This window comes from Streptomyces sp. NPDC054786 (genome assembly GCF_053611685.1).
In genome coordinates this window covers 97,238-117,805 of sequence record NZ_JBSHAW010000001.1, presented here as the reverse complement: position 1 = coordinate 117,805, position 20,568 = coordinate 97,238, and the positions used below count along the sequence as shown (strand labels likewise).

The 20,568-nt window shown below is 69.5% G+C and carries 19 protein-coding genes and 2 tRNA genes; 15 read left to right on the top strand and 6 right to left on the bottom strand.

What is annotated here, in order from left to right; all coding sequences use genetic code 11:
* Positions 1-44 precede the first annotated feature (44 nt).
* From gyrA to ACWGI6_RS00500, 6 genes are all read left to right on the top strand, one after another.
* Complete coding sequence (gene gyrA, locus ACWGI6_RS00525; RefSeq protein WP_453265462.1) at positions 45-2,669, top strand: DNA gyrase subunit A; 2,625 nt, start codon at positions 45-47, stop codon at positions 2,667-2,669.
* A gap of 15 nt (positions 2,670-2,684) precedes the next feature.
* Positions 2,685-3,374 carry a DUF3566 domain-containing protein gene (locus tag ACWGI6_RS00520; protein ID WP_393904308.1) on the top strand — a complete coding sequence of 230 codons (690 nt, stop codon included), beginning with the start codon at positions 2,685-2,687 and terminating at the stop codon, positions 3,372-3,374.
* Between the two features lie 87 nt (positions 3,375-3,461).
* Positions 3,462-3,535: transfer RNA gene (locus ACWGI6_RS00515), tRNA-Ile, on the top strand.
* Between the two features lie 189 nt (positions 3,536-3,724).
* Entirely contained in the window at positions 3,725-3,859 is a 135-nt protein-coding gene (locus tag ACWGI6_RS00510; protein WP_003958712.1) for a DLW-39 family protein, read from the top strand.
* 235 nt (positions 3,860-4,094) lie between these two features.
* Entirely contained in the window at positions 4,095-6,023 is a 1,929-nt protein-coding gene (locus tag ACWGI6_RS00505; RefSeq protein WP_453265461.1) for a vWA domain-containing protein, read from the top strand.
* The gene (locus ACWGI6_RS00500; protein WP_453265460.1) at positions 6,017-7,426 is read left to right on the top strand and encodes a hypothetical protein; all 1,410 of its coding nucleotides are present in this window, start codon (positions 6,017-6,019) and stop codon (positions 7,424-7,426) included. The genes ACWGI6_RS00505 and ACWGI6_RS00500 overlap by 7 nt, the downstream gene beginning before the upstream one ends.
* A gap of 54 nt (positions 7,427-7,480) precedes the next feature.
* Here the strand turns inward: ACWGI6_RS00500 and ACWGI6_RS00495 are convergent, their stop codons facing one another.
* Positions 7,481-8,914 (bottom strand): serine/threonine-protein kinase, encoded by a 1,434-nt coding sequence (locus tag ACWGI6_RS00495; protein ID WP_453265459.1) that lies wholly within the window; start codon positions 8,912-8,914, stop codon positions 7,481-7,483.
* A 41-nt stretch (positions 8,915-8,955) separates the two neighbouring features.
* Positions 8,956-9,504, bottom strand: a complete 549-nt coding sequence (locus ACWGI6_RS00490) for a helix-turn-helix domain-containing protein (RefSeq protein WP_453265458.1) — start codon at positions 9,502-9,504, stop codon at positions 8,956-8,958.
* Between the two features lie 128 nt (positions 9,505-9,632).
* Here ACWGI6_RS00490 and ACWGI6_RS00485 point away from each other — a divergent pair.
* Positions 9,633-9,705 (top strand) — tRNA-Ala (locus ACWGI6_RS00485).
* Here the strand turns inward: ACWGI6_RS00485 and ACWGI6_RS00480 are convergent.
* Together ACWGI6_RS00480 and ACWGI6_RS00475 are read right to left on the bottom strand one after the other, a co-directional pair.
* Positions 9,696-9,953: a dihydrofolate reductase family protein gene (locus tag ACWGI6_RS00480; RefSeq protein ID WP_453265457.1), complete on the bottom strand. Its 258-nt coding sequence runs from the start codon at positions 9,951-9,953 to the stop codon at positions 9,696-9,698. The genes ACWGI6_RS00485 and ACWGI6_RS00480 overlap by 10 nt on opposite strands.
* A 285-nt stretch (positions 9,954-10,238) precedes the next feature.
* Positions 10,239-10,958, bottom strand: coding sequence for a DUF5324 family protein (locus tag ACWGI6_RS00475; protein ID WP_453265456.1), 720 nt, complete (start codon positions 10,956-10,958; stop codon positions 10,239-10,241).
* A gap of 388 nt (positions 10,959-11,346) precedes the next feature.
* On the opposite strand from ACWGI6_RS00475, the gene ACWGI6_RS00470 reads away from it, so the two are divergent.
* Positions 11,347-11,874, top strand: a complete 528-nt coding sequence (locus ACWGI6_RS00470) for a peptidylprolyl isomerase (protein ID WP_393904315.1) — start codon at positions 11,347-11,349, stop codon at positions 11,872-11,874.
* A 148-nt stretch (positions 11,875-12,022) separates the two neighbouring features.
* Positions 12,023-12,940, top strand: coding sequence for a rhomboid family intramembrane serine protease (locus ACWGI6_RS00465; RefSeq protein WP_453265729.1), 918 nt, complete (start codon positions 12,023-12,025; stop codon positions 12,938-12,940).
* A 236-nt stretch (positions 12,941-13,176) separates the two neighbouring features.
* Here the strand turns inward: ACWGI6_RS00465 and crgA are convergent, their stop codons facing one another.
* Complete coding sequence (gene crgA / locus ACWGI6_RS00460) at positions 13,177-13,431, bottom strand: cell division protein CrgA (protein WP_018092078.1); 255 nt, start codon at positions 13,429-13,431, stop codon at positions 13,177-13,179.
* Positions 13,432-13,612: 181 nt separating this feature from the next.
* Between crgA and ACWGI6_RS00455 the strand changes: the two genes are divergently transcribed.
* From ACWGI6_RS00455 to ACWGI6_RS00430, 6 genes are all read left to right on the top strand, one after another.
* Entirely contained in the window at positions 13,613-14,383 is a 771-nt protein-coding gene (locus tag ACWGI6_RS00455; protein ID WP_453265455.1) for a DUF881 domain-containing protein, read from the top strand.
* Between the two features lie 37 nt (positions 14,384-14,420).
* The gene (locus ACWGI6_RS00450) at positions 14,421-15,161 is read left to right on the top strand and encodes a class E sortase (protein WP_453265454.1); all 741 of its coding nucleotides are present in this window, start codon (positions 14,421-14,423) and stop codon (positions 15,159-15,161) included.
* Between the two features lie 81 nt (positions 15,162-15,242).
* Positions 15,243-15,419 carry a hypothetical protein gene (locus ACWGI6_RS00445; RefSeq protein ID WP_006604449.1) on the top strand — a complete coding sequence of 59 codons (177 nt, stop codon included), beginning with the start codon at positions 15,243-15,245 and terminating at the stop codon, positions 15,417-15,419.
* A complete protein-coding gene (locus tag ACWGI6_RS00440; RefSeq protein ID WP_453265453.1) occupies positions 15,416-16,072 on the top strand; it encodes an aminodeoxychorismate/anthranilate synthase component II in 657 nt (218 codons plus the stop codon). Before ACWGI6_RS00445 ends, ACWGI6_RS00440 begins: the two co-directional genes overlap by 4 nt.
* A complete protein-coding gene (locus ACWGI6_RS00435; RefSeq protein WP_453265452.1) occupies positions 16,069-17,535 on the top strand; it encodes a class E sortase in 1,467 nt (488 codons plus the stop codon). Before ACWGI6_RS00440 ends, ACWGI6_RS00435 begins: the two co-directional genes overlap by 4 nt.
* 25 nt (positions 17,536-17,560) lie before the next feature.
* The gene (locus ACWGI6_RS00430) at positions 17,561-18,301 is read left to right on the top strand and encodes a class E sortase (RefSeq protein ID WP_453265451.1); all 741 of its coding nucleotides are present in this window, start codon (positions 17,561-17,563) and stop codon (positions 18,299-18,301) included.
* 130 nt (positions 18,302-18,431) lie between these two features.
* Here ACWGI6_RS00430 and pknB read toward each other — a convergent pair whose 3' ends face one another.
* A complete protein-coding gene (pknB, locus tag ACWGI6_RS00425) occupies positions 18,432-20,435 on the bottom strand; it encodes a Stk1 family PASTA domain-containing Ser/Thr kinase (protein ID WP_453265450.1) in 2,004 nt (667 codons plus the stop codon).
* Positions 20,436-20,568 lie beyond the last annotated feature (133 nt).

Sequence of the window (20,568 nt, the reverse complement as noted above, 5' to 3'; positions counted from 1 at the left end):
TCGGCCCGAACAACAGCCGCAGCTCGAAAGGACTTTGAACCACCATGGCCGACGAGAACCCCCCTGTGACCCCGGACGGCGTGACCGCCGAGGGCGCGCCCGCCGCCATCGAAGGCGTGGGGATGCGTGTCGAGCCCGTCGGGCTCGAAACGGAGATGCAGCGCTCCTACCTCGACTACGCGATGTCCGTCATCGTCTCGCGCGCGCTGCCCGATGTGCGTGACGGCCTCAAGCCGGTGCACCGCCGGGTGCTGTACGCGATGTACGACGGCGGCTACCGCCCCGAAAAGGGCTTCTACAAGTGCGCCCGCGTCGTCGGCGACGTCATGGGTACGTACCACCCGCACGGCGACTCCTCCATCTACGACGCCCTGGTGCGCCTGGCGCAGCCGTGGTCGATGCGGATGCCGCTGGTGGACTCCAACGGCAACTTCGGTTCTCCGGGCAACGACCCGGCCGCGGCCATGCGGTACACCGAGTGCAAGATGAAGCAGCTGTCGATGGAGATGCTCCGGGACATCGACGAGGAGACCGTCGACTTCCAGGACAACTACGACGGCCGTAACCAGGAGCCGACGGTCCTGCCGGCGCGCTTCCCCAACCTGCTGATCAACGGCTCGGCCGGTATCGCGGTCGGCATGGCCACCAACATCCCGCCGCACAACCTGCGCGAGGTCGCGGCCGGTGCCCAGTGGGCGCTGGAGCACCCCGAGGCCTCCAGCGAGGAGCTGCTGGACGCGCTGATCGAGCGCATCAAGGGCCCCGACTTCCCCACCGGTGCGCTGGTCGTGGGCCGCAAGGGCATCGAGGAGGCGTACCGCACCGGCCGCGGCTCCATCACGATGCGTGCCGTGGTCGCCGTCGAGGAGATCCAGAACCGCCAGTGCCTGGTGGTCACGGAGCTGCCGTACCAGACCAACCCGGACAACCTCGCGCAGAAGATCGCCGACCTGGTCAAGGACGGCAAGATCGGCGGCATCGCGGACGTCCGCGACGAGACCTCCTCGCGTACGGGCCAGCGCCTGGTGATCGTCCTCAAGCGGGACGCGGTCGCCAAGGTCGTCCTCAACAACCTCTACAAGCACACCGATCTGCAGTCGAACTTCGGCGCGAACATGCTCGCCCTGGTCGACGGGGTGCCGCGCACGCTGTCGCTGGACGCGTTCATCCGTAACTGGGTGACGCACCAGATCGAGGTCATCGTCCGCCGGACGAAGTTCCGGCTGCGCAAGGCCGAGGAGCGGGCGCACATCCTGCGCGGTCTGCTCAAGGCGCTGGACGCCATCGACGAGGTCATCGCGCTGATCCGGCGCAGTGAGACGGTCGAGGTGGCGCGCGAGGGCCTGATGGGCCTGCTGACCATCGACGAGATCCAGGCGAACGCGATCCTGGAGATGCAGCTGCGCCGGCTGGCCGCCCTGGAGCGCCAGAAGATCACCTCCGAGCACGACGAGCTGCAGCGCAAGATCGGCGAGTACAACGCGATCCTGGCCTCCCCGGAGCGGCAGCGCCAGATCATCAGCGAGGAACTCGCCGCGATCGTCGAGAAGTTCGGCGACGACCGGCGCAGCAAGCTGGTGCCCTTCGAGGGCGACATGTCCATCGAGGACCTGATCGCCGAGGAGGACATCGTCGTCACGATCTCCCGTGGCGGCTATGTGAAGCGGACGAAGACCGACGACTACCGCTCCCAGAAGCGCGGCGGCAAGGGCGTACGGGGCACGAAGCTCAAGGAAGACGACATCGTCGACCACTTCTTCGTCTCCACGACCCACCACTGGCTGCTGTTCTTCACGAACAAGGGCCGGGTCTACCGCGCCAAGGCGTACGAACTCCCCGACGCGGGGCGGGACGCGCGGGGTCAGCATGTGGCCAATCTCCTCGCCTTCCAGCCGGACGAGCAGATCGCGCAGATCCTGGCGATCCGCGACTACGAGGCCACGCCGTATCTGGTGCTCGCCACCAAGGCCGGCCTGGTGAAGAAGACGCCGCTCAAGGACTACGACTCGCCGCGCTCCGGCGGTGTCATCGCGATCAACCTGCGGGAGCAGGAGGACGGCACGGACGACGAGCTGATCGGCGCCGAGCTGGTCTCGGAGAGCGACGACCTGCTGCTGATCAGCAAGAAGGCCCAGTCGATCCGCTTCACGGCGACGGACGACGCGCTGCGCCCGATGGGCCGGGCCACCTCCGGTGTGAAGGGCATGAGCTTCCGCGCGGACGACGAACTGCTCTCGATGAATGTGGTCCGCGCCGGGACGTTCGTCTTCACCGCCACGGATGGCGGGTACGCCAAGCGCACCGCGGTCGACGAGTACCGCGTCCAGGGCCGCGGCGGCCTGGGTATCAAGGCCGCCAAGATCGTGGAGGACCGGGGCTCGCTGGTCGGAGCGCTGGTCGTCGAGGCGACCGACGAGATCCTCGCGATCACGCTCGGCGGTGGCGTGATCCGTACGCGGGTCAACGGAGTCCGTGAGACGGGCCGTGACACCATGGGCGTTCAACTGATCAACCTGGGCAAGCGTGATGCCGTCGTCGGCATCGCACGGAACGCCGAGGCCGGTCGTGAAGCCGAAGAGGTCGACGGGGGCGACATGCCCGACGAGGCCGACGCGGCCGAGGAGACCGTGCCCACGGAGGCCGAGGGCGAGCAGCCCGCGGCGGAGTAGCACGAGGAGTAGGTCGTGAGTGGAGCCACGGGCGCTGCGGCGGGTGGATCGGGAGCCGAGAAGGACTCCCCGTCCGGACCCGCTACCGTGACGGATGACAGCGCCCGTGGCTCCGCCGTTTCTGACACCGGCCCCCGTGACGAGGGCTCGCACCAGGGGGGACCCGTGACCGATACCCGTCAGCCGCAGCCACAGCCCCGGCAGCAGCCCCAGGGGCAGGCCGAGGGCGGCTCCCAGCAGCCGTACCAGCCGCCTCAGGCGTATCCCACCGGAGGTGGGCAGGGCGGCGGGCAGGCGGTGCGCCGGCCGCGTACGGGCGCCCGTACGGCCCCGCGGACCCGCAAGGCCCGGCTGCGGGTGGCGCGCGCCGATCCGTGGTCGGTCATGAAGGTCAGCTTTCTGCTCTCCATCGCGCTGGGCATCTGCACGGTCGTGGCCGCCGCGGTGCTGTGGATGGTCATGAACGCGATGGGCGTCTTCTCCACGGTCGGCGGCACGATCAGCGAGGCCACCGGCTCCAGTGACGGCGCGGGCTTCGATCTGCAGTCGTTCCTGTCGCTGCCGCGGGTGCTGCTGTTCACGTCGATCATCGCGGTGATCGACGTGGTGCTGGCGACCGCGCTGGCCACGCTCGGCGCGTTCATCTACAACCTGTCGGCGGGCTTCGTCGGCGGTGTGGAGCTCACCCTCGCCGAGGACGAGTGATCCCCTCCGGGAGGGCGTTCGGGAGGCTCCCCGAACCGATTTTGGGAACGCCTCTGAAGTGCGCTAATCTTTCGGTGCAGCGAACGCGCGGCTATAGCTCAGACGGTTAGAGCGCTTCCCTGATAAGGAAGAGGCCCCAGGTTCAAGTCCTGGTAGCCGCACAGCACGATCGGCCCGGCCGGGGAACTCCCCGGCCGGGCCGATTCGTTGTACGGAGGCGGAAGTTGGCTCGCGGCAGAGCCCTCGGACGAGGTGTTGCCGACCGCGGGCTAGGTAACCGATCGGTATCGGCCGGTGTGTATCATCGGCCGACATAGGTCCCCTACGTCAACGAAAGACGAGGTCGCGCGGTGAAGAAGCTTCTCCTGGTCGCACTGGCCGCCATCGGCGGGCTCCTCGTGTACCGCCAGATCCAGGCGGATCGCGCCGAGCAGGATCTGTGGACGGAGGCGACCGACTCCGTGCCCGCAGGTTCGGGTGTCTGAGACCCCTCACAGCACAGTTCGTTCGTACGGACCCCGATTGCCCCTGGGTGATCGGGGTTTCGTGCGTCCGGGGGCGGGCGGAGCGGCCTGCGGTGGGGGTGCCGGCGTCCGTGCCGGGTGGCTGGATGTCGTTGCAGCACCGTGACGGCACCCCTCTTGAGTTTGCTATAGCACATCATTAGATTGCAACAGCAAAGTCTGTGATGGGGCCACAGGGCACAAGGGGGAGCGGGACATGGCACAACGACCACGCAGAGGGGCGGTGGCGTTGCTCGGGGGGCTGTTGCTGGCCCTGACCGCCGGGCCACTTCAGGCCACCGCGGCCACACCGGCCAAGGCGCCTGCCGCCGACGGCACCGGGATGGTGATGGTGCTCGACTCGTCCGGCTCGATGGCCGGGAACGACGGATCCGGCAGCACCCGGATCGACTCCGCCCGCAAGGCCGTCGGCACGGTCGTCGACGCCCTGCCCGACGGCTACCCCACCGGCCTGCGGGTCTACGGCGCCGACAAGCCCAGGGGCTGTGACGACACCCGGCTCGCCCAGCCGGTCGCCGCCCTCGACCGGGCGGGCCTCAAGCGGGCCGTCGCGGGCGTCCTGCCCAAGGGCGACACCCCCATCGGGCTCTCCCTGCGCAAGGCGGCCGACGACCTTCCCGGGCCCGCCGGCGGATCGATCGGCAAGCGCACGATCCTGCTGATCTCCGACGGCGAGGACAACTGCCAGGCACCGCCGCCCTGCAAGGTCGCCGCCCAACTCGCCGCCTCCGGCGTCGATCTGCACATCGATGCCATCGGCTTCCAGGTGGCCGGCACAGCACGCGCTCAGCTGGAGTGCATCGCCAAGGCCGGCAACGGGCGCTACTACGACGCACCGGACGCCAGGGCGCTCGCCCGCCAGCTCCAGCGGGCCGGCCAACTCTCGGCGGACGGCTACCGCTTCAAGGGGAAGCAGGTGCGCGGCACGGCGAGCGGAAGCGGTGCACCCCGCATCGTCCCGGGGCAGTATCTGGACTCCATCGGGCCCAACGAAGAGCGGTACTACGCGACTGATCTGGACGCCGCCTCGACGGCCGACTTCTCGGCGACCGTGGTGCCCCAGCCCGGCGCGGCCATCGACTCCCTCGACACGCTGCGCACCCGGATCGCGCACGGCACCGACAGCTCCTGTGACTCCACCTCCGAGCTGTTCGGACAGCACGAGGGCGCAACACCGCTGACCTCGGGCGTCAGCCGCATCCCCACGCAGAGTGGCACGGGCGGCTGCGACAAGGCCGGGCGGTACTGGCTGGTCGTCGAGCGCAAGGCCGCCAAGGGATCGGATGCCGCACGGTGGCCGATGGAGCTGACGTTTCACGTGGAACATCCGCTGAGGAAAGGCGTCACGCCTGCACAGTCGGAGCCGGAGTACGGTGCGGGCGGCAAGGACGCCACACTGCCCACCAGCGCCCCCAAGGACGTCACCGGCGGCACCGGCTTCAACGACGCCCGTACGCTGCGCCAGGGCGTCTGGCGGGACAAGGTTCTGCCGGCGCAGACCGTTTGGTACAAGGTGCCGGTCGGCTGGGGCCAGCAACTGCGCTACGACGTGGAGTTCGCCAACGAACCCACGGTCAAGGGGTACAGCGCCGCCACGTCCTACGGCGGCACCCAGGTCTACACACCGTTCCGTACGCCGGTCGGCAGCGGCACCGGCCAGTTCAGCCCCCAGGTGCCCTACAGCGGGCGGCTGGTGTCGCTCAGCATGGGGACGGTCCCGGTCGCCTGGACCAACCGCTATGAGACGCACCCCGACGTCCGGCCCGTGCACCGCAACGGCGACTTCTACATCGCGGTGACGCTGGGCGCCAAGGCCTCCGAGATCGCGGAGCATCCGCAGATCGGTGTGGTGCTGCGGATCGCGGTGCTGGGCAAGGAGAAGGGCGGCCCGCAGGCCGGGGCGTCCGCGGTCCGGGCCGATGTCTCCCCGGGCGATTCCCGGCCCTCGGCAGACGGCACGCAGGACGGCGGTGGAGGATGGTCCGCGGGACGTGTGGTGGCCGTCGCCATCGGTGGAGTGGGCGTACTGCTGCTGGCCGGTCTCGCGGTGGCCTACGGGAGGGCCCGCAGGAAGCCGCGGGCCGGCGCCGGGAATTCCGATCCGATGAGGGGTGGCTCGTGGTGACGGGGCGCACGACGAACAGGGGCACGGCCGTACTGACGGCGCTCGCCGTGGTGACGATCCTGCCGGGGGTGGTGGGTGTGGCCTCGGCCGACACCGTCCCCGGCTACCGGACGGCGGACGGCGCCACGGTGACCAAGGGCACCTCCAGCGCCGCGGATGCACCGCAGCTCAAGCCCGGACTGCACACCGACTCCATCAAGCGCGGCGAGCAGAAGTACTACGCCGTCACCCTGGACGACAGGACCAGCGCGTACTTCTCGGCCGTCGCGGCGCCCAAGCCCGGCACCAAGGTCGAGGACTACGGCGACAAGCTGACCATCAACGTCCAGGACAGCGACGGCACGACCTGTGACACGGGGGCCAGTCCGTCGTTCAACAGCGGCGGCATGGCGCACCCGATCGCCGGCTACGCCACCCGTCGCATCGGCGCCGACCGTACGGAGTGTCAGAAGGCCGGCCCGTACTACCTGGTGATCACCCGCGAGGGATCGGAGACCTCCGGCCCCGACACCTGGCCGATCGAACTGGACTACCTCGACGAGCCCCCGCTCAAGGGCAGCACCCCCGCCCAGCCGGGTCAGGGCAGTTGGAGCACCGCCACGCCCGCACCGCGTACGGACACCACCAGGCGCAGTGCCAAGGGCGGCACCGGCTTCAACGACGCGGGTGCGGTCGACTCCGGCGTATGGAAGGACCGGATCACCCCGGGCGAGACCCGCTTCTACCGCGTTCCGGTGGACTGGGGACAGCGGCTCAACCTGACCGCGGAGCTGCCCAATGCACCCTCCGGGGCCTCCGGCTTCCTCGCCCGGATGCTCGGGCTGGGTGTCTACAATCCGGCGCGCGGTGCGGTCGACGACGTCCATTTCGTCTCGTACACCGGGAAGCCGGCCGCTGCGAAGGATTTCACGGCGCCCGTCGAGTACGGCAACCGCTTCAACTCGACCGACTCGGTCAGCGCAATGCGGTTCGCGGGCTGGTACTACCTCGAGGTCAGCCTGCACCCCGATGCCGCGCGGTACTTCCCCAAGGGCGCGGAGCTCACCCTCCGGGTGGACGTCCGCGGCGCCGCCGAGGCCGGGCCCGGCTACGCCGGGCCGACCGGTGCCTTCTCCGTCACGCCGGAGGACCGGGAGACGGCGCAGAAGGGCCGGACCGCACAGGAGGCGGAGAAGAGCGGCACCCTGATGACGGTGGCCTACGCCGGGATCGGCACGGGGGTGGTGCTGCTGGCGGGGCTGGGAGCGTGGACGCTGGCGGCGCGACGGTCCTCGGCCCTTGCGTCGGCCGCACCGGTCGCAGCGGGCGGTCCGGGCGATCAGCCCTCCTTGCCGGGACAGTCGACACGGTCGACCCAACAGGCTCAGCAGAAGCCGCAGTTCGGGCCGCCACAGGGCTGGTAGCGGGCCTTTCCGGGGGCCGTGGGCCCTTGGGTCGCACCGGCCCGCGGCATCGCCTCAGGCGGCGACCAGAGCCCAGACGCCGACCGCGATGCACAGCAACGCCACGATCAGCACCGGGATCGCGACCTTCGGGGGCGGTCCCGGTCTCCTGTACGGGACGGGCGGCGCCGTGGCCCGGGCGGCAACGGGGGTGCCGACCGGGGACCGCCCCGGGACCGGGTGCGGGCCCGCCGTATAGGGGCGGGTCGCGGACGGCTCCGGAGGGGCGGCGGCCGTGGGCTCGTACGCGGGCGCCGGAGGCGGGGGAGGCGTCGAGGCCGTCCCGGACGCCGCGGCGGGACCGGCCGGGGTGCCGTGGCCGGTGGGTGTACTGCCGTGGCCGGCAGCCGGACCGCCGTGGCCCGTGGGCGTATGGCCCTGACCCGTGGGCGAACCGCCATGGGCGGTCGGCGAACCGCCCGGCATCGGCAGCGGGGTGGGCGTCGGCGGGGTGCTCGGCTCCGGCGGGGCGAGCTGGAAGCTTCCGGTGTCCGACATGGACACCTGCCCGGTGGTCGCGGTGCCCGCGGTGGCGCCGGCCGTCGCGGGCCCGTCGCCCTCCCTGGTCCGCAGCGGCCCGTTCGCCCCGAAGCCGGCCGGCAGCGGCCCTATGTGGTCGAAGACTTCGACGATCTCTTCCTCGATCGTCGCGTCCGGCAGCAGCTCGACCGTCGAGATGACCGCCTTACGGGCCCCCGTGGCCGTCCTGAACCGGGCTTCCGGGTCGGGGTGCACCAGGGACGCCAGCACCTGCCACAGCGGCTCCGGCACACCCTCGGGCGCGTTCGGGATGCCGTGCCGGGCGAAGTGCTGGATCAAGGCGTCGGCGTCCGGCTTGGTGCCGGTGATCAGATAGAGCGCGACCAGGCCGACCGCGAACAGGTCAGCGGGGAAGTCCGGTTCCGCGCCCAGCAGCTGCTCCGGAGCGAAGTAACCGGGCGTGCCGACCACGAGGTTGGTCTCGGTCAGCCGCGGCTCACCCTTGCGCATCGCGATGCCGAAGTCCGACAGCCGCAGATGCGGCCGGCCGGTGCCGGTGGCCTCCAGCAGGATGTTCGCCGGCTTGATGTCACGGTGCACCACACCCTCCGCATGCACCGCGGTCAGCCCGGCCAGCAGTTGGTCCAGGAGCAGACACACGAACCGCGGCGGCAGCGGGCCGTAGTCCCCGATCAGATGTGCCAGCGAGCCACCGTTCACCAGATCCATGGTGAACAGCACCTTGTCGTCGTCCGCGGCCCAGCTCGCCGGAGCCAGCACATGCGGATGGTCGATCCGCAGTGCCTGTTCGCGGACGAAGCGCAGCAGTGTGTGTGCGTCGCTCTGCTGCAGCACCTTGGCGGCAACGTAGCGGCGGCGCCGGGCGTCCCAGGCGCGCCAGACCGCGCCCACCCCGCCCCGTCCGATCGGGTCGATCAGCTCATACCGACCGGCGAAGATCTCACCCATTGCGCCCCGTCCGCCTTCTGAACTCGCCACGTCCCCTGTGGCTAACTCTGGTGCGCCTCGTAGTGGGCGACCGCGTCCGCGGTGCGACCGGCACCGTAGACCCGGAGGAACTCTGCCAGTTCGGGGTGAGCGGGGGCGAGGGTGTTCGCCGCATCGATGATGTCCCCGGCGTCGGAGACCGACCGCAGCAGCGACTGGATCTCCCGCACCACGCGCCGCACCGTGGTCGCCCCCGTCGACGACGTCTGCTGCGCGGTGTTGTTGAGCACCGATCCCCCCGCCGTCTTCTTGATCTCCTCCATGCGGTCGGTGGCCTCGGCGGCACTGACGCTGCCGTCGGCGACCTGGCCGGCCAGATCCTGCAGTGCCTGCACCCGCTGCACCACGGCCGGGTTGCCTATCTTTGCGCGCTGCCCGCTCATCAGCTGCGACAGCATCGGTGCCGACAGACCGAGCACAGCGGCGAGCCGGGCCTGGTTGAGGCCGAGATCGTCGATCAGGCGGCGGAACAGCGCACCCAGAGGCTCCCCGTACCAACTGCGCTGCAGCTCCCGGGCCCGCGTGGTGGCTTCCTGCTGTGCTGCGTCCATACCGTCTCCCCTGTTCTCCCCGGTCGGTTCGCTGCCGCGAATCTCGCGAAGCATCCTACGGAGAGCGACGGTGTGCGGCGATACCCGGTCGGGAAAGCCGTCGGACACCGGGTACCCTGGTGCGCGAAGGGGCCTTAGCTCAGTTGGTAGAGCGCTGTCTTTGCATGGCAGATGTCAGGGGTTCGACTCCCCTAGGCTCCACTCGGAAAGTGCCCTCTGAACTGTGGAAACGCGGTTTCGGGGGCATTTTTGTGCGTGGCGCGGGTACCTCCCGCGCGGACCCGCGGCCTACGTGTCACCCCCGTAGGTTCCGTACTCCGGAACCCCCGTCGATTCGAGGAGGTGCACCCTTGGCCCACCACGACCGGGGCGATCGCGAGCCGCAACGTGTCGACCAGCCCGGCGGCCAGCAGGGACTGGGCCAGCGCGGCGCTGCCGTGGATCTGCACCTCCCGGCCGGGCTGCCGCTTCAGCTCGGTGGCACGCGGAGATTCATCGTCCCGGACGCTCCTGACCGTGCCGGCCGATGCGGCGTGCCCACGCGGGCCCGGAGTGACCCCGACGGAGCGGGAAGCCGCTGAAACCGTCGAGCACCTGACGGGGTCTCGTGTGTCCTGACGGAGTATTGGCCGGCCCGCGGAGGCAGCGTTGCCGGCCGTACGCGAACGGGCCGTGCCCGCCGCCCCTCGTACGGGGTGGGGACACGGCCCGGTGAGGTGCCTGCGGTCCGGGGGTCAGGCCGTGGTGCCGCCGCCGCGTTCGTCGGCCTCGGCCTCGGCCTGCTTGGCCTGGACATCGGGGTCGAGCGAGGCGCCCTCGCTGCCGTCGACCGCGCTCAGCCGTCCGCGGTCACTGACCTCGGTGGGCGCCGGCGGCTCGACCAGCCAGTCCGGATTGGCCTGCTTGTCCCACCACTTCCAGGCGGCGACCGCACCGCCGGCCAGGATGCCCAGTACGGCGAGGCGCTTGGCGAGCTTGCCGCGCCGGGCCCGTCGGTTGTGCTTCTTCTGGAGCTTGGCGATCTCGGCGGCCGTCACCTGTCCGCGGAGCGCGGCGAGCGCGGCGGTGCCGCGGGCCAGGGCTTCCTCGCGGACCGGTTCGGCCGCGGCACGCGCGTGGGTCACGGCGTTCTCCAGCCGCGGCGCCGTGTAGTCAGCTGCATGGCGGGCCGCCTTGCGGGTCCGGCAGGCCGCACGGGTCGCCGCCGCGTCCACCTTGGGCGGGAGCGTGCCACGGGCGTGCTCGATACGCGGGTGCAGATGCGTGTCGTACTGCGTGCGTGCCTGGTGGGCGGCCTCGGCCACCTTGGGAGCCGCGCGCGTCCGAGCTTCGTGAGCGAAGTGCACGGCGGCGTCCTTGGCCGTACCGGCATAAGGGGCCACCACCTCCGCGGCGTGCCGCACGCTGTCCTTGGCCGTACCGGTCGCGGCGCGCACGCTGTCCTTGCGGGTCACGGGATCCTCCTCCTCGGCGGCGTGTCCGGGGCTTGGGGGCTTGTCCCCCGTGTCTGCTGTATCGCCTGTCCACCCGTTTGAAGATCATGCCCGCTCATGCGCCGTACAGCATGTGCGAGCGGGCATCCGGGTCATTGCGGACCTTCCGGAGCCTTGTGGACGACAATGCCACGATTTTCCGCTTCGGGGGCAGGAAATCAGTACGAAAGCTGTCAAGAGGCAATGACCGGACGGCACGCACGGAGCGGCGCGGGGCCCGTGGAGGGGCCATGACCGGGCGACGGCGAAACGCGGCGCGGAGCTCGGTGACGGGCCGTGGACGGGCCGCGGGAGGGCCGGTTCATGCGAGGATCGGGAACCGTCAGCGAAGACTTATGGAAGGTAGATCGTGGCTGAGCAGCTCTACGCCACCCTGAAGACGAACCAGGGCGACATCGAGATTCGGCTCCTGCCGAACCATGCACCCAAGACGGTCAAGAACTTCGTCGAGCTCGCCAATGGTGAGCGGGAGTGGACCCACCCGGCGACCGGCAAGAAGTCCACGGACCGGCTGTACGACGGCACCGTCTTCCACCGGGTGATCAGCGGTTTCATGATCCAGGGTGGCGACCCGCTGGGCAACGGCACCGGCGGCCCCGGTTACGAGTTCGGGGACGAGTTCCACCCCGACCTGGCCTTCAACAAGCCGTACCTGCTGGCCATGGCCAACGCCGGTCCGGGCACGAACGGCTCGCAGTTCTTCGTCACCGTCGGCGCGACGGCGTGGCTGACCGGCAAGCACACCATCTTCGGTGAGGTCAGCAACGAGGCGAGCAAGAAGGTCGTCGACACCATCGCCGGCACCCAGACCAACCCGCGCACCGACCGTCCCGTCCAGGACGTCGTCATCGAGTCGGTGGTCATCGAGACCCGCTGAGCCGCGTCTTGCGCCCCGGCCGGGTCCGGGGAACCATTGCGCCCCGCCCGGTCGTACTTCAGGCGGGGCGCGAGGCTCGTCCGGGACGGGGTCGTGCGCGCGGGGTGGATTGTTCATGCGCCCGGACGGAGAAGAGGACGAGGGACGGATGGACCAGGTGCCAGGCAGCCCACAGAAGCCGCAGGACGCGCAGGGTAACGACGGCCTGCCGGGCTGCTACCGCCACCCGGACCGCCCGACCGGCATCCGTTGCACCCGCTGCGACAAGCCCATATGCCCGGAGTGCATGGTCAGCGCCTCGGTCGGCTTCCAGTGCTCGGACTGTGTACGCGGCGGCAGCGGCACCGGCCATGCGCGGCAGGCGACGGCGCCGCGCACGATCGCGGGCGGCACGATCGCGGCCGATCCGCGGCTGATCACCAAGATCCTGCTGGGCCTGAACGTCGCCGTGTTCATCGCCGTCCTGGTGACCGGCGGCGACACGAGCTGGCTGCCCGGCCGTCTCGACCTGGTGGGGCTCGCCGCCGACCCGAGCCGCTTTCAGCTCGTCGGTGTCGCCGAGGGCGAGTGGTACCGCCTGCTGACCGCGATGTTCCTGCACCAGCAGATCCCGCACATCGCCTTCAACATGCTGTCGCTGTGGTGGCTGGGGCCGCCCCTGGAAGCGGCGCTCGGGCGGCTGCGGTTCATCGCGCTCTATCTGCTGGCCGGTCTGGGCGGCAGCGCCCTGTCGTATCTCCTCGCCGCGCAGAACCAGCCTTCGCTGGGTGCATCCGGCGCGATCTTCGGGCTGCTCGGCGCGACCGCGGTGCTGCTGCGGCGGCTGAATTACGACATGAAGCCGGTGCTGATCCTGCTCGGCCTCAACCTGGTCTTCACGTTCCTGTGGCCGAACATCGCCTGGCAGGCGCATGTCGGCGGCCTGGTGGTGGGTGCCGCGGTGGCGTTCGGGATGGTGCATGCGCCGCGTGACCGCCGGACCCTGGTGCATATCGCGACCTGTGTGGTCGCGCTGCTCGCGATCGTCGCGGTGGTGGGGGTACGGACCCTTCAGCTGGTGGGCTGAGGAGCCCGTTCCGCCCAGTTGTCCACAGTGCGTGGCCGATCTTGTGCATGCTGTGCGGGACATCCGCTCCAGCCCGCCCTGACCTGCGTTTCCCCAGCAAGGATGCGGGGAGGCGCAGCCCGGGAGAGGGGGCCGCCGATCACACCGGCGTCAACCTCCGGAAGGTTATCCACAGATCTTCTGAAGTTTTCCCCGGCTGTGGATAACCGTGTGGATGGCCTTGGGCAGGGCTTGCGCTACTTCCACTGGGTGGATACGCCGAAGCCCACCGCGATGAAGCCGAAGCCACACACAATGTTCCAGTTGCCCATGGCCGCGATCGGCAGATCGCCCTCGGACACGTAGAACATCACGATCCACACCAGCCCGATGAGGAACATCGCCAGCATCAGTGGCGCCACCCAACCGCGGCCTGAGCTCATCTTCAGATTGGTGGTCTTCGCCGGCGGCGGCGTGAAGTCGTCCTTCTTGCGGATCCGTGACTTCGGCACGAGGAACTCTCCTGTCGATGCGCTGCTCCCCCGCTCTCGGCTTGGCTCGAGCGGGCGGTGCCCCCATCCGCGGGCAGGTACGAGATGTGTGCCGGGGCACGGACGCGGTGGGGAGCGGATTCCTTTTCCCGGGCGTCCGTTAGCGTAGTGCTTCCGTGGCGCCGTAAGGAGTAAGGGTACGTTGAGCAATTCCGCTGACTCCCCCGACCGCCCCACTCGTGCTCGCCTGCGGCCCGTGCGGTTTCTCACCCTCATCGTATTCGCACTCGCCGGGTTGCTGTTCTGGCTGAGCTTCGACACCGCACGGGGCACGAATCTGCGCTCGGACGACTCGATGCTGCGGCTGTCCGACCTCATCCAGGAGCGTAGCCACAAGAACGGCTCCCAGGACGACCGCAACGCCACCCTGCGGGCGGATGTCGATGCCCTCGCACGGCGCGACAACGGCAACTCCAAGGCCGAGGAAGCCAAGGTCAAGGCACTGGAGAAGAACGCCGGCACCAAGCCGGTGAAGGGCGGGGGCGTGACGGTCACGCTCACCGACGCCCCGCCGAACGCCACCGCCAAGATCCCCGGCGTGCCCCAGCCGCAGCCCAACGACCTGGTCATCCACCAGCAGGACCTGCAGGCCGTGGTGAACGCCCTGTGGCAGGGCGGTGCCAAGGGCATCAAGGTCATGGACCAGCGGCTGATCTCCACCAGTGCGGTGCGCTGCGTCGGCAACACCCTGATCCTCCAGGGCCGGGTCTACTCCCCGCCGTACAAGGTCACCGCCGTCGGCGACCGCGAGGCCCTCATCAACGCGCTGACCGCCTCCCCCGCCATCCAGAACTACCTCCAGTACGTGAACGCCTACGGCCTGGGCTGGAAAGTCGACCAGCACGAGGCGGTGACTCTTCCCGGCTACTCCGGCACAGTGGATCTCCACTACGCACAGCCTGTGAAGCCGTAGCCCGCACGCCGCGGGGCGGCGGGAGGGGCGGGGCCGAATGACGCTGCGGGGCCGGACGGCGGTGCGGTGGATCGTGCGGACGCTCAGCGAGGTCTGTGTCACCGTCGGCGCGCTGATCGTGCTGTTCGTGGCCTATCTCCTCTTCTGGACCGGGGTGCGGGCCGACAGCGCCATGGACGGCGAGATCGGCAAGCTCCAGCACCAGTGGTCGACGGGTTCCGTCACCGGGCCCGGCGGCAAGCAGGCGCCCGACGGGAAGCCGGCCCCCGGCAGCACCCCCGCACCGGCCGCCGCGCCCCGCCGCTATGCCTCAGGCGCTTCCTTCGCGGTCATGTACATCCCGCGTCTGGGCGCCGACTGGACCAAGCCCGTGCTCGAAGGCATCGCGACCGACGTCCTCCAGCGCGGTCTCGGCCATTACGACCGCACCGCGCGCCTCGGCGAGACCGGCAACTTCGCCGTCGCCGGCCACCGCCGCACCTACGGCGACCCCTTCAAGGACTTCCCACGGCTGCGCCCCGGCGACGCCGTGGTGCTGACCGACGGCGCGACCTGGTTCACCTACCGCATCGACAACCGGCCCTATACGACGCTGCCCGGCGACGTCGGGGTGATCGACCCCGTACCGCGGAAGTCCGGTTTCAACGGCCCCGGCCGCTATCTCACGCTGACGACCTGCGAGCCGGAATGGGGCCATAGCCACCGGCTGATCGTCTGGGCGCATCTGGATTCCACCCAACCCGTGGCACAGGGAAGGCCATCGGCTTTGACCGGCTGACCCACCTGTGCCCGCCCTCTCCCTTTACTCTGGTGTCGCAATCGTCATCGTCATCGGCATCGGCAAGGGGACAGCGACAGCATGTACGGCTGGATCTGGCGGCATCTGCCGGGCAACACATGGGTGAAGGCGCTGATTTCCCTGGTGCTCGCGCTGGCGGTCGTCTTCGTACTCTTCCAGTACGTCTTTCCGTGGGCGGAGCCGTTGCTCCCCTTCAACGACGTCACTGTCGACCAAGGGATGGCAGCCGTCCGATGACCGCACGGATTCTCGTCGTCGACAACTACGACAGCTTCGTCTTCAACCTCGTCCAGTACCTCTACCAACTGGGTGCCGAATGTGAGGTGCTGCGCAACGACGAGGTCGCGCCGCGGCACGCTCAGGACGGTTTCGACGGAGTGCTGCTGTCGCCCGGTCCCGGCACACCCGAGCAGGCCGGCGTCTGCGTCGACATGGTCCGGCACTGCGCGGAAACCGGCGTCCCGGTCTTCGGCGTGTGCCTGGGCATGCAGTCGATGGCGGTCGCCTACGGCGGCGTGGTGGACCGGGCGCCCGAGCTGCTGCACGGCAAGACCTCGCCAGTCCTCCACGAGGGCGTCGGTGTCTTCGCCGGTCTGCCCTCCCCGTTCACCGCCACCCGCTACCACTCCCTCGCCGTGGAACCGGACACCGTCCCCGACGAACTGATCGTCACCTCCTGGACGGAGGCCGAGGACGTCCCCGGCGGGCGGATCGTGATGGGCCTGCGGCACCGCGAACTACCGGTCGAGGGCGTGCAGTTCCACCCCGAGTCGGTACTGACCGAGTGGGGGCACCGGATGCTGGCCAACTGGCTCGTCGAATGCGGCGACGCGGGAGCTGTGGAGCGCTCGACGGGGCTCGCCCCGGTGGTCGGCAAGGCCGGCGCGTGACCGCCCTGCGCCCCGAGCGTGAAGGGAGGTCCTACGATCCGAACGACCCGCAGCGGTCGTACGGGCCGCAGGAGCCGCGCGGATCCCAGGATCCGTACGGGCAGCCCGATGCGTTCGAGGCGGCGGTGGAGCAGCTCGACGACCCGCTGAACGATCCACTGCCGGGCCAGGCGGCACCGGCACCCGGGCCCGCTCCGTACGGACAGCCGGGCCGGGGGCGACGGCGGGGCAAGGCGGCTCAGGAGGACGGGAGACAGGGCTCACCGTGGTTCCGGCCGCATCTGGAGCCGGAAGGGCCGTCCCAGCCGGACCGGCAGTCGCAGGGCGCCGAGACGGCCGCCTACGGCCAGGGCTACGGCTCCGGCTATGACTCCCGTCCCGCGTCGACCGAGCCGATATCGCAGCCCTATGCCGCGCCGGAGGCACCGGCACCGCCCGCACCCGCGCCGGCCGTGAGCCCCGCTCCGGCCGCGGCAGCTGCCGCCACACCGTGGCTGGACGACAACGAGACCATGGCACTGCGTCAGGCCGAGAAGTCCGACGGAGAGAGCGTTTCACGTGAAACCGACGCCTCGGTTTCACGTGAAACCGAGGCGTCGACATCGGCCCCGGCGTCCGGAGGGCGAGCGGCCCGGCGCAAGGCCGCTCAGGAGGCTGCCAAGCGGGGCGGCAGGCGCGGGCGCCACAGCGGTGCGACCGCCGCCACAGCGGCCGCTGCGACAGCTTCTGAAGCGGCGCCCGCCCCCATGTCCCGGCTGGAGGCCCGGCAGGCCGCGCGAGCCGCCAAGGACAGCCCCAGCCTGATCGCCAGCCGCGCGCTGGGCGAGGTGTTCATCACCCTCGGCGTGCTGATGCTGCTGTTCGTCACTTATCAGCTGTGGTGGACGAATGTGATGGCCGAACAGGAGGCCGGTGGCGCTGCGAACAACCTGCAGCACGAGTGGGACAAGGGCGGCGGCGAGAAGAAGAATCTCGCGGACGGTGAGCGCTTCGGGATCATGTATATCCCCAAGCTGGATGTGAAGGCTCCGATAGCCGAGGGCATCGACAAGCACCAGGTGCTGGACCACGGCATGGTCGGTCACTACGACAAGAACAGCGGGATCAAGACGGCGATGCCCTGGGACAAGAAGGGCAACTTCGCGGTCGCGGCGCATCGCAACACGCACGGCGAGCCGTTCCGCTATATCAACAGGCTCACCAAGGGCGACAAGATCATCGTCGAGACGCAGAGCTCGTACTACACGTACGAGATGGAGAGCATCCTCCCGCAGACGTCTCCGAGCAACACCAGCGTGATCGGCCCCGTGCCGCCCGGGTCGGGATTCACCGGGCCCGGCCGCTACATCACCCTGACGACCTGTACCCCGGAGTTCACCAGTACCTTTCGGATGATCGTCTGGGGCAAGATGGTCGACGAGCGGCCGCGGAGCAAGGGCAAACCGGATGCGCTCGCCGGCTGAGCGAACATAAGAGGGGTGCTACGCGGTGACTGCAACCGGAACCGACGAGGAATGCGACCGGTCCGCGCCGCCGCCCAAGCCGCGCCGGGTGCGCAGGACCATCGCCGCCGTCATCAGCGTCATCGGTGAACTGCTGATCACGGCCGGGCTGATCCTGGGTCTGTTCGTTGCCTACTCGCTGTGGTGGACCAACGTCCTCGCCGACCGCGCGGCGCACCAGCAGGGCGACCAGGTGCGCAAGCACTGGGCGAGCAGCGGGCCCAAGGGGCCGGGGAAGCTGGACACCAAGGACGGCATCGGCTTTCTGCACGTACCGGCGATGGACAACGGCGAGGTGCTGGTCAAGAAGGGCACCGACGCCGAGGTCCTCAACGAGGGCGTGGCCGGTTACTACACCAAGCCGGTCAAGTCGGGGCTGCCGGAGGACAAGAAGGGCAACTTCACCCTCGCCGCGCACCGCGACGGCCACGGCGCGAAGTTCCACAACATCGACAAGATCAAGGACGGCGACCCGATCGTCTTCGAGACGAAGGACACCTGGTACGTCTACAAGGTGTTCGCGACGCTGCCCGAGACCTCGAAGTACAACGTGGACGTCCTCGACGACGTCCCGAAGGAATCCGGCAAGCGCAAGGCGGGCCGCTTCATCACCCTCACGACCTGCACCCCGGTCTACACCTCGAACTACCGCTTCATCGTCTGGGGCGAGCTGGAGCGCACCGAGAAGGTCGACGCGGACCGCACCCTCCCGAAGGAACTCCGCTAGGACCAGGCGGGACGGCCGGGCGCGTCCCAGGCCCGCCCGGCGCTCCGCCCCTGCGCCCGATGCGGCAACGGGAAAGCCCCGGCACCCTTCCCAGGGCGCCGGGGCTTTGTGCTGCCTCGTCGGTACGGGGCTAGTTCTTGCCTCCGAACGGTCCGCCGAAGATGCCGCCACCGCCGTCATTGCCCCCGTTGCCGTTGCCGCCACCGCCACCGATGGTGGTCAGCGTCACGGTGGTGGTCTTCGGGTCGGACGGTGTCGGCGCCTGCGGGTCCTGCTTGATCACGCGGGAGTTGTCGTCCTGCGGACTGCCGCCGGCGACCTGGATGTTGGTGAAGCCGGCCTGCTGCAGCGCCTGCTTCGCATCCTTCAGGGTCTGGCCGACCACACCCGGAACCGGTGTCTGAGCCCCTGCCTTGCCGACCGTGAGGGTCACCGTGGACTTCTCCTCGGCCTTGGTGTTGCCCTCCGGGCTCTGGCTGATCACCTTGCCGACCTGGTTGGGGTCGGTGACTTCCTGCTCGTTCTTGGCGACCTGGAAGCCCAGGTCCTGCAGCTGCTGCTGGGCCGCCTGGAAGTCCTGGCCCTTGACGTCCGGGACGTTCTGCTTCGGGCTCTCCGCGGCGATGGACAGCGTGATCTTGGTGCCCTTGGTCCGCTGGGAGTTCGCGTTAGGGTCCTGGTCCGCGACGGTACCGGGGTCACGGTCGGAGGTCACGGGCTTGCTGACGATGTTGGTGAAGCCCTTTTCCTGGAGGTCCGAGCGCGCCTGGTCCTCGGTCAGACCCGTCACACTGGGAACCGAGATCTTCTGCTGGCCCGTGCACAGCTTGACGGTGATCGTGGAGTTCTTGTCGATCTGGCTGCCGGCCGTCCGATCCTGCTCGGTGATCTGGCCCTTCTTGACGTTGTCGCAGGACTTGCGGCCTCCCTCGGCGACCTTGAAGCCGCCGTTCCTGCCGGACGCCTTGGCATCCTTGAGGGTCTTGCCGACGAGGTTGGGGACCGGCGTCGTGCCGCCCTTGTTGCTGTTGGTGAACATCGCCTTGCCGATGAAGATCGCACCGACCAGGACGAGGACGGCGGCCAGCACCAGCAGGATCGTCGAGGTGTTGCTCTTCTTCTGGCCGCCACCACGGCGCCGGTCGCCGCGGTCGTCGTAGCCGTAGCCCCCGTCGTCCGGGTTCATCGGCGGGAGCATGGAGGTCTGGCCGGCCGGGTCCTGCGGCCGCAGCATGGTGGTCGGCTGGTCCTGGTCGTAGCCGGCCGCGCCCATGGCGGAGGCCGCCGCGACCGGCTGGCCGTCCAGCGCCGCCTCGATGTCGGCCCGCATCTCGTCGGCCGACTGATAGCGATAGTCCGGGTCCTTGACCAGCGCCTTCAGGACGATGGCGTCCATCTCCGGCGTGATCTCGGGGTCGAAGTTGCTCGGCTTCTGCGGCTCCTCGCGGACATGCTGATAGGCCACCGCGACCGGCGAGTCACCGACGAACGGCGGCCGCACGGTGAGCAGCTCGTAGAGCAGACAGCCGGTGGAGTACAGGTCGGAGCGGGCGTCGACCTGTTCACCCTTGGCCTGCTCGGGCGAGAGGTACTGCGCCGTGCCGATGACCGCAGCGGTCTGCGTCATCGTCATACCGGCATCGCCCATCGCGCGGGCGATACCGAAGTCCATGACCTTGACCTGGCCGGTGCGCGTCAGCATGACGTTGGCCGGCTTGATGTCGCGGTGGACGATGCCGGCCCGGTGGGAGTACTCCAGCGCCTGGAGGACACCGGTGGTCATCTCCAGCGACCGCTCGGGCAGCAGCTTTCTTCCGGAGTGCAAAAGCTCACGCAGCGTGGAGCCGTCGACGTACTCCATGACGATGTACGGGATCGAGACACCGTCGACGTAGTCCTCGCCGGTGTCGTAGACCGCGACGATCGACGGATGGTTCAGCGAGGCGGCCGACTGGGCCTCACGGCGGAACCGGGCCTGGAAGGACGGATCACGGGCGAGGTCCACCCGTAGCGTCTTCACAGCTACGGTGCGGCCCAGGCGGGTGTCATGCGCGAGGTACACCTCGGCCATGCCACCGCGGCCGAGCACCGAGCCCAGCTCGTACCGGCCGCCGAGGCGACGCGGCTCTTCCATAAGCTTCTCCAGCCCTCTCCGTCAGTCCCGACCGCACCGGTGTGTGGTCCGGCGGTGTGCTGTCCGGGCATACCGTACCCGGCACGCCGTACCGGACCGGGCCGGTGCCGCAACCTGATACGTGACCGGTATT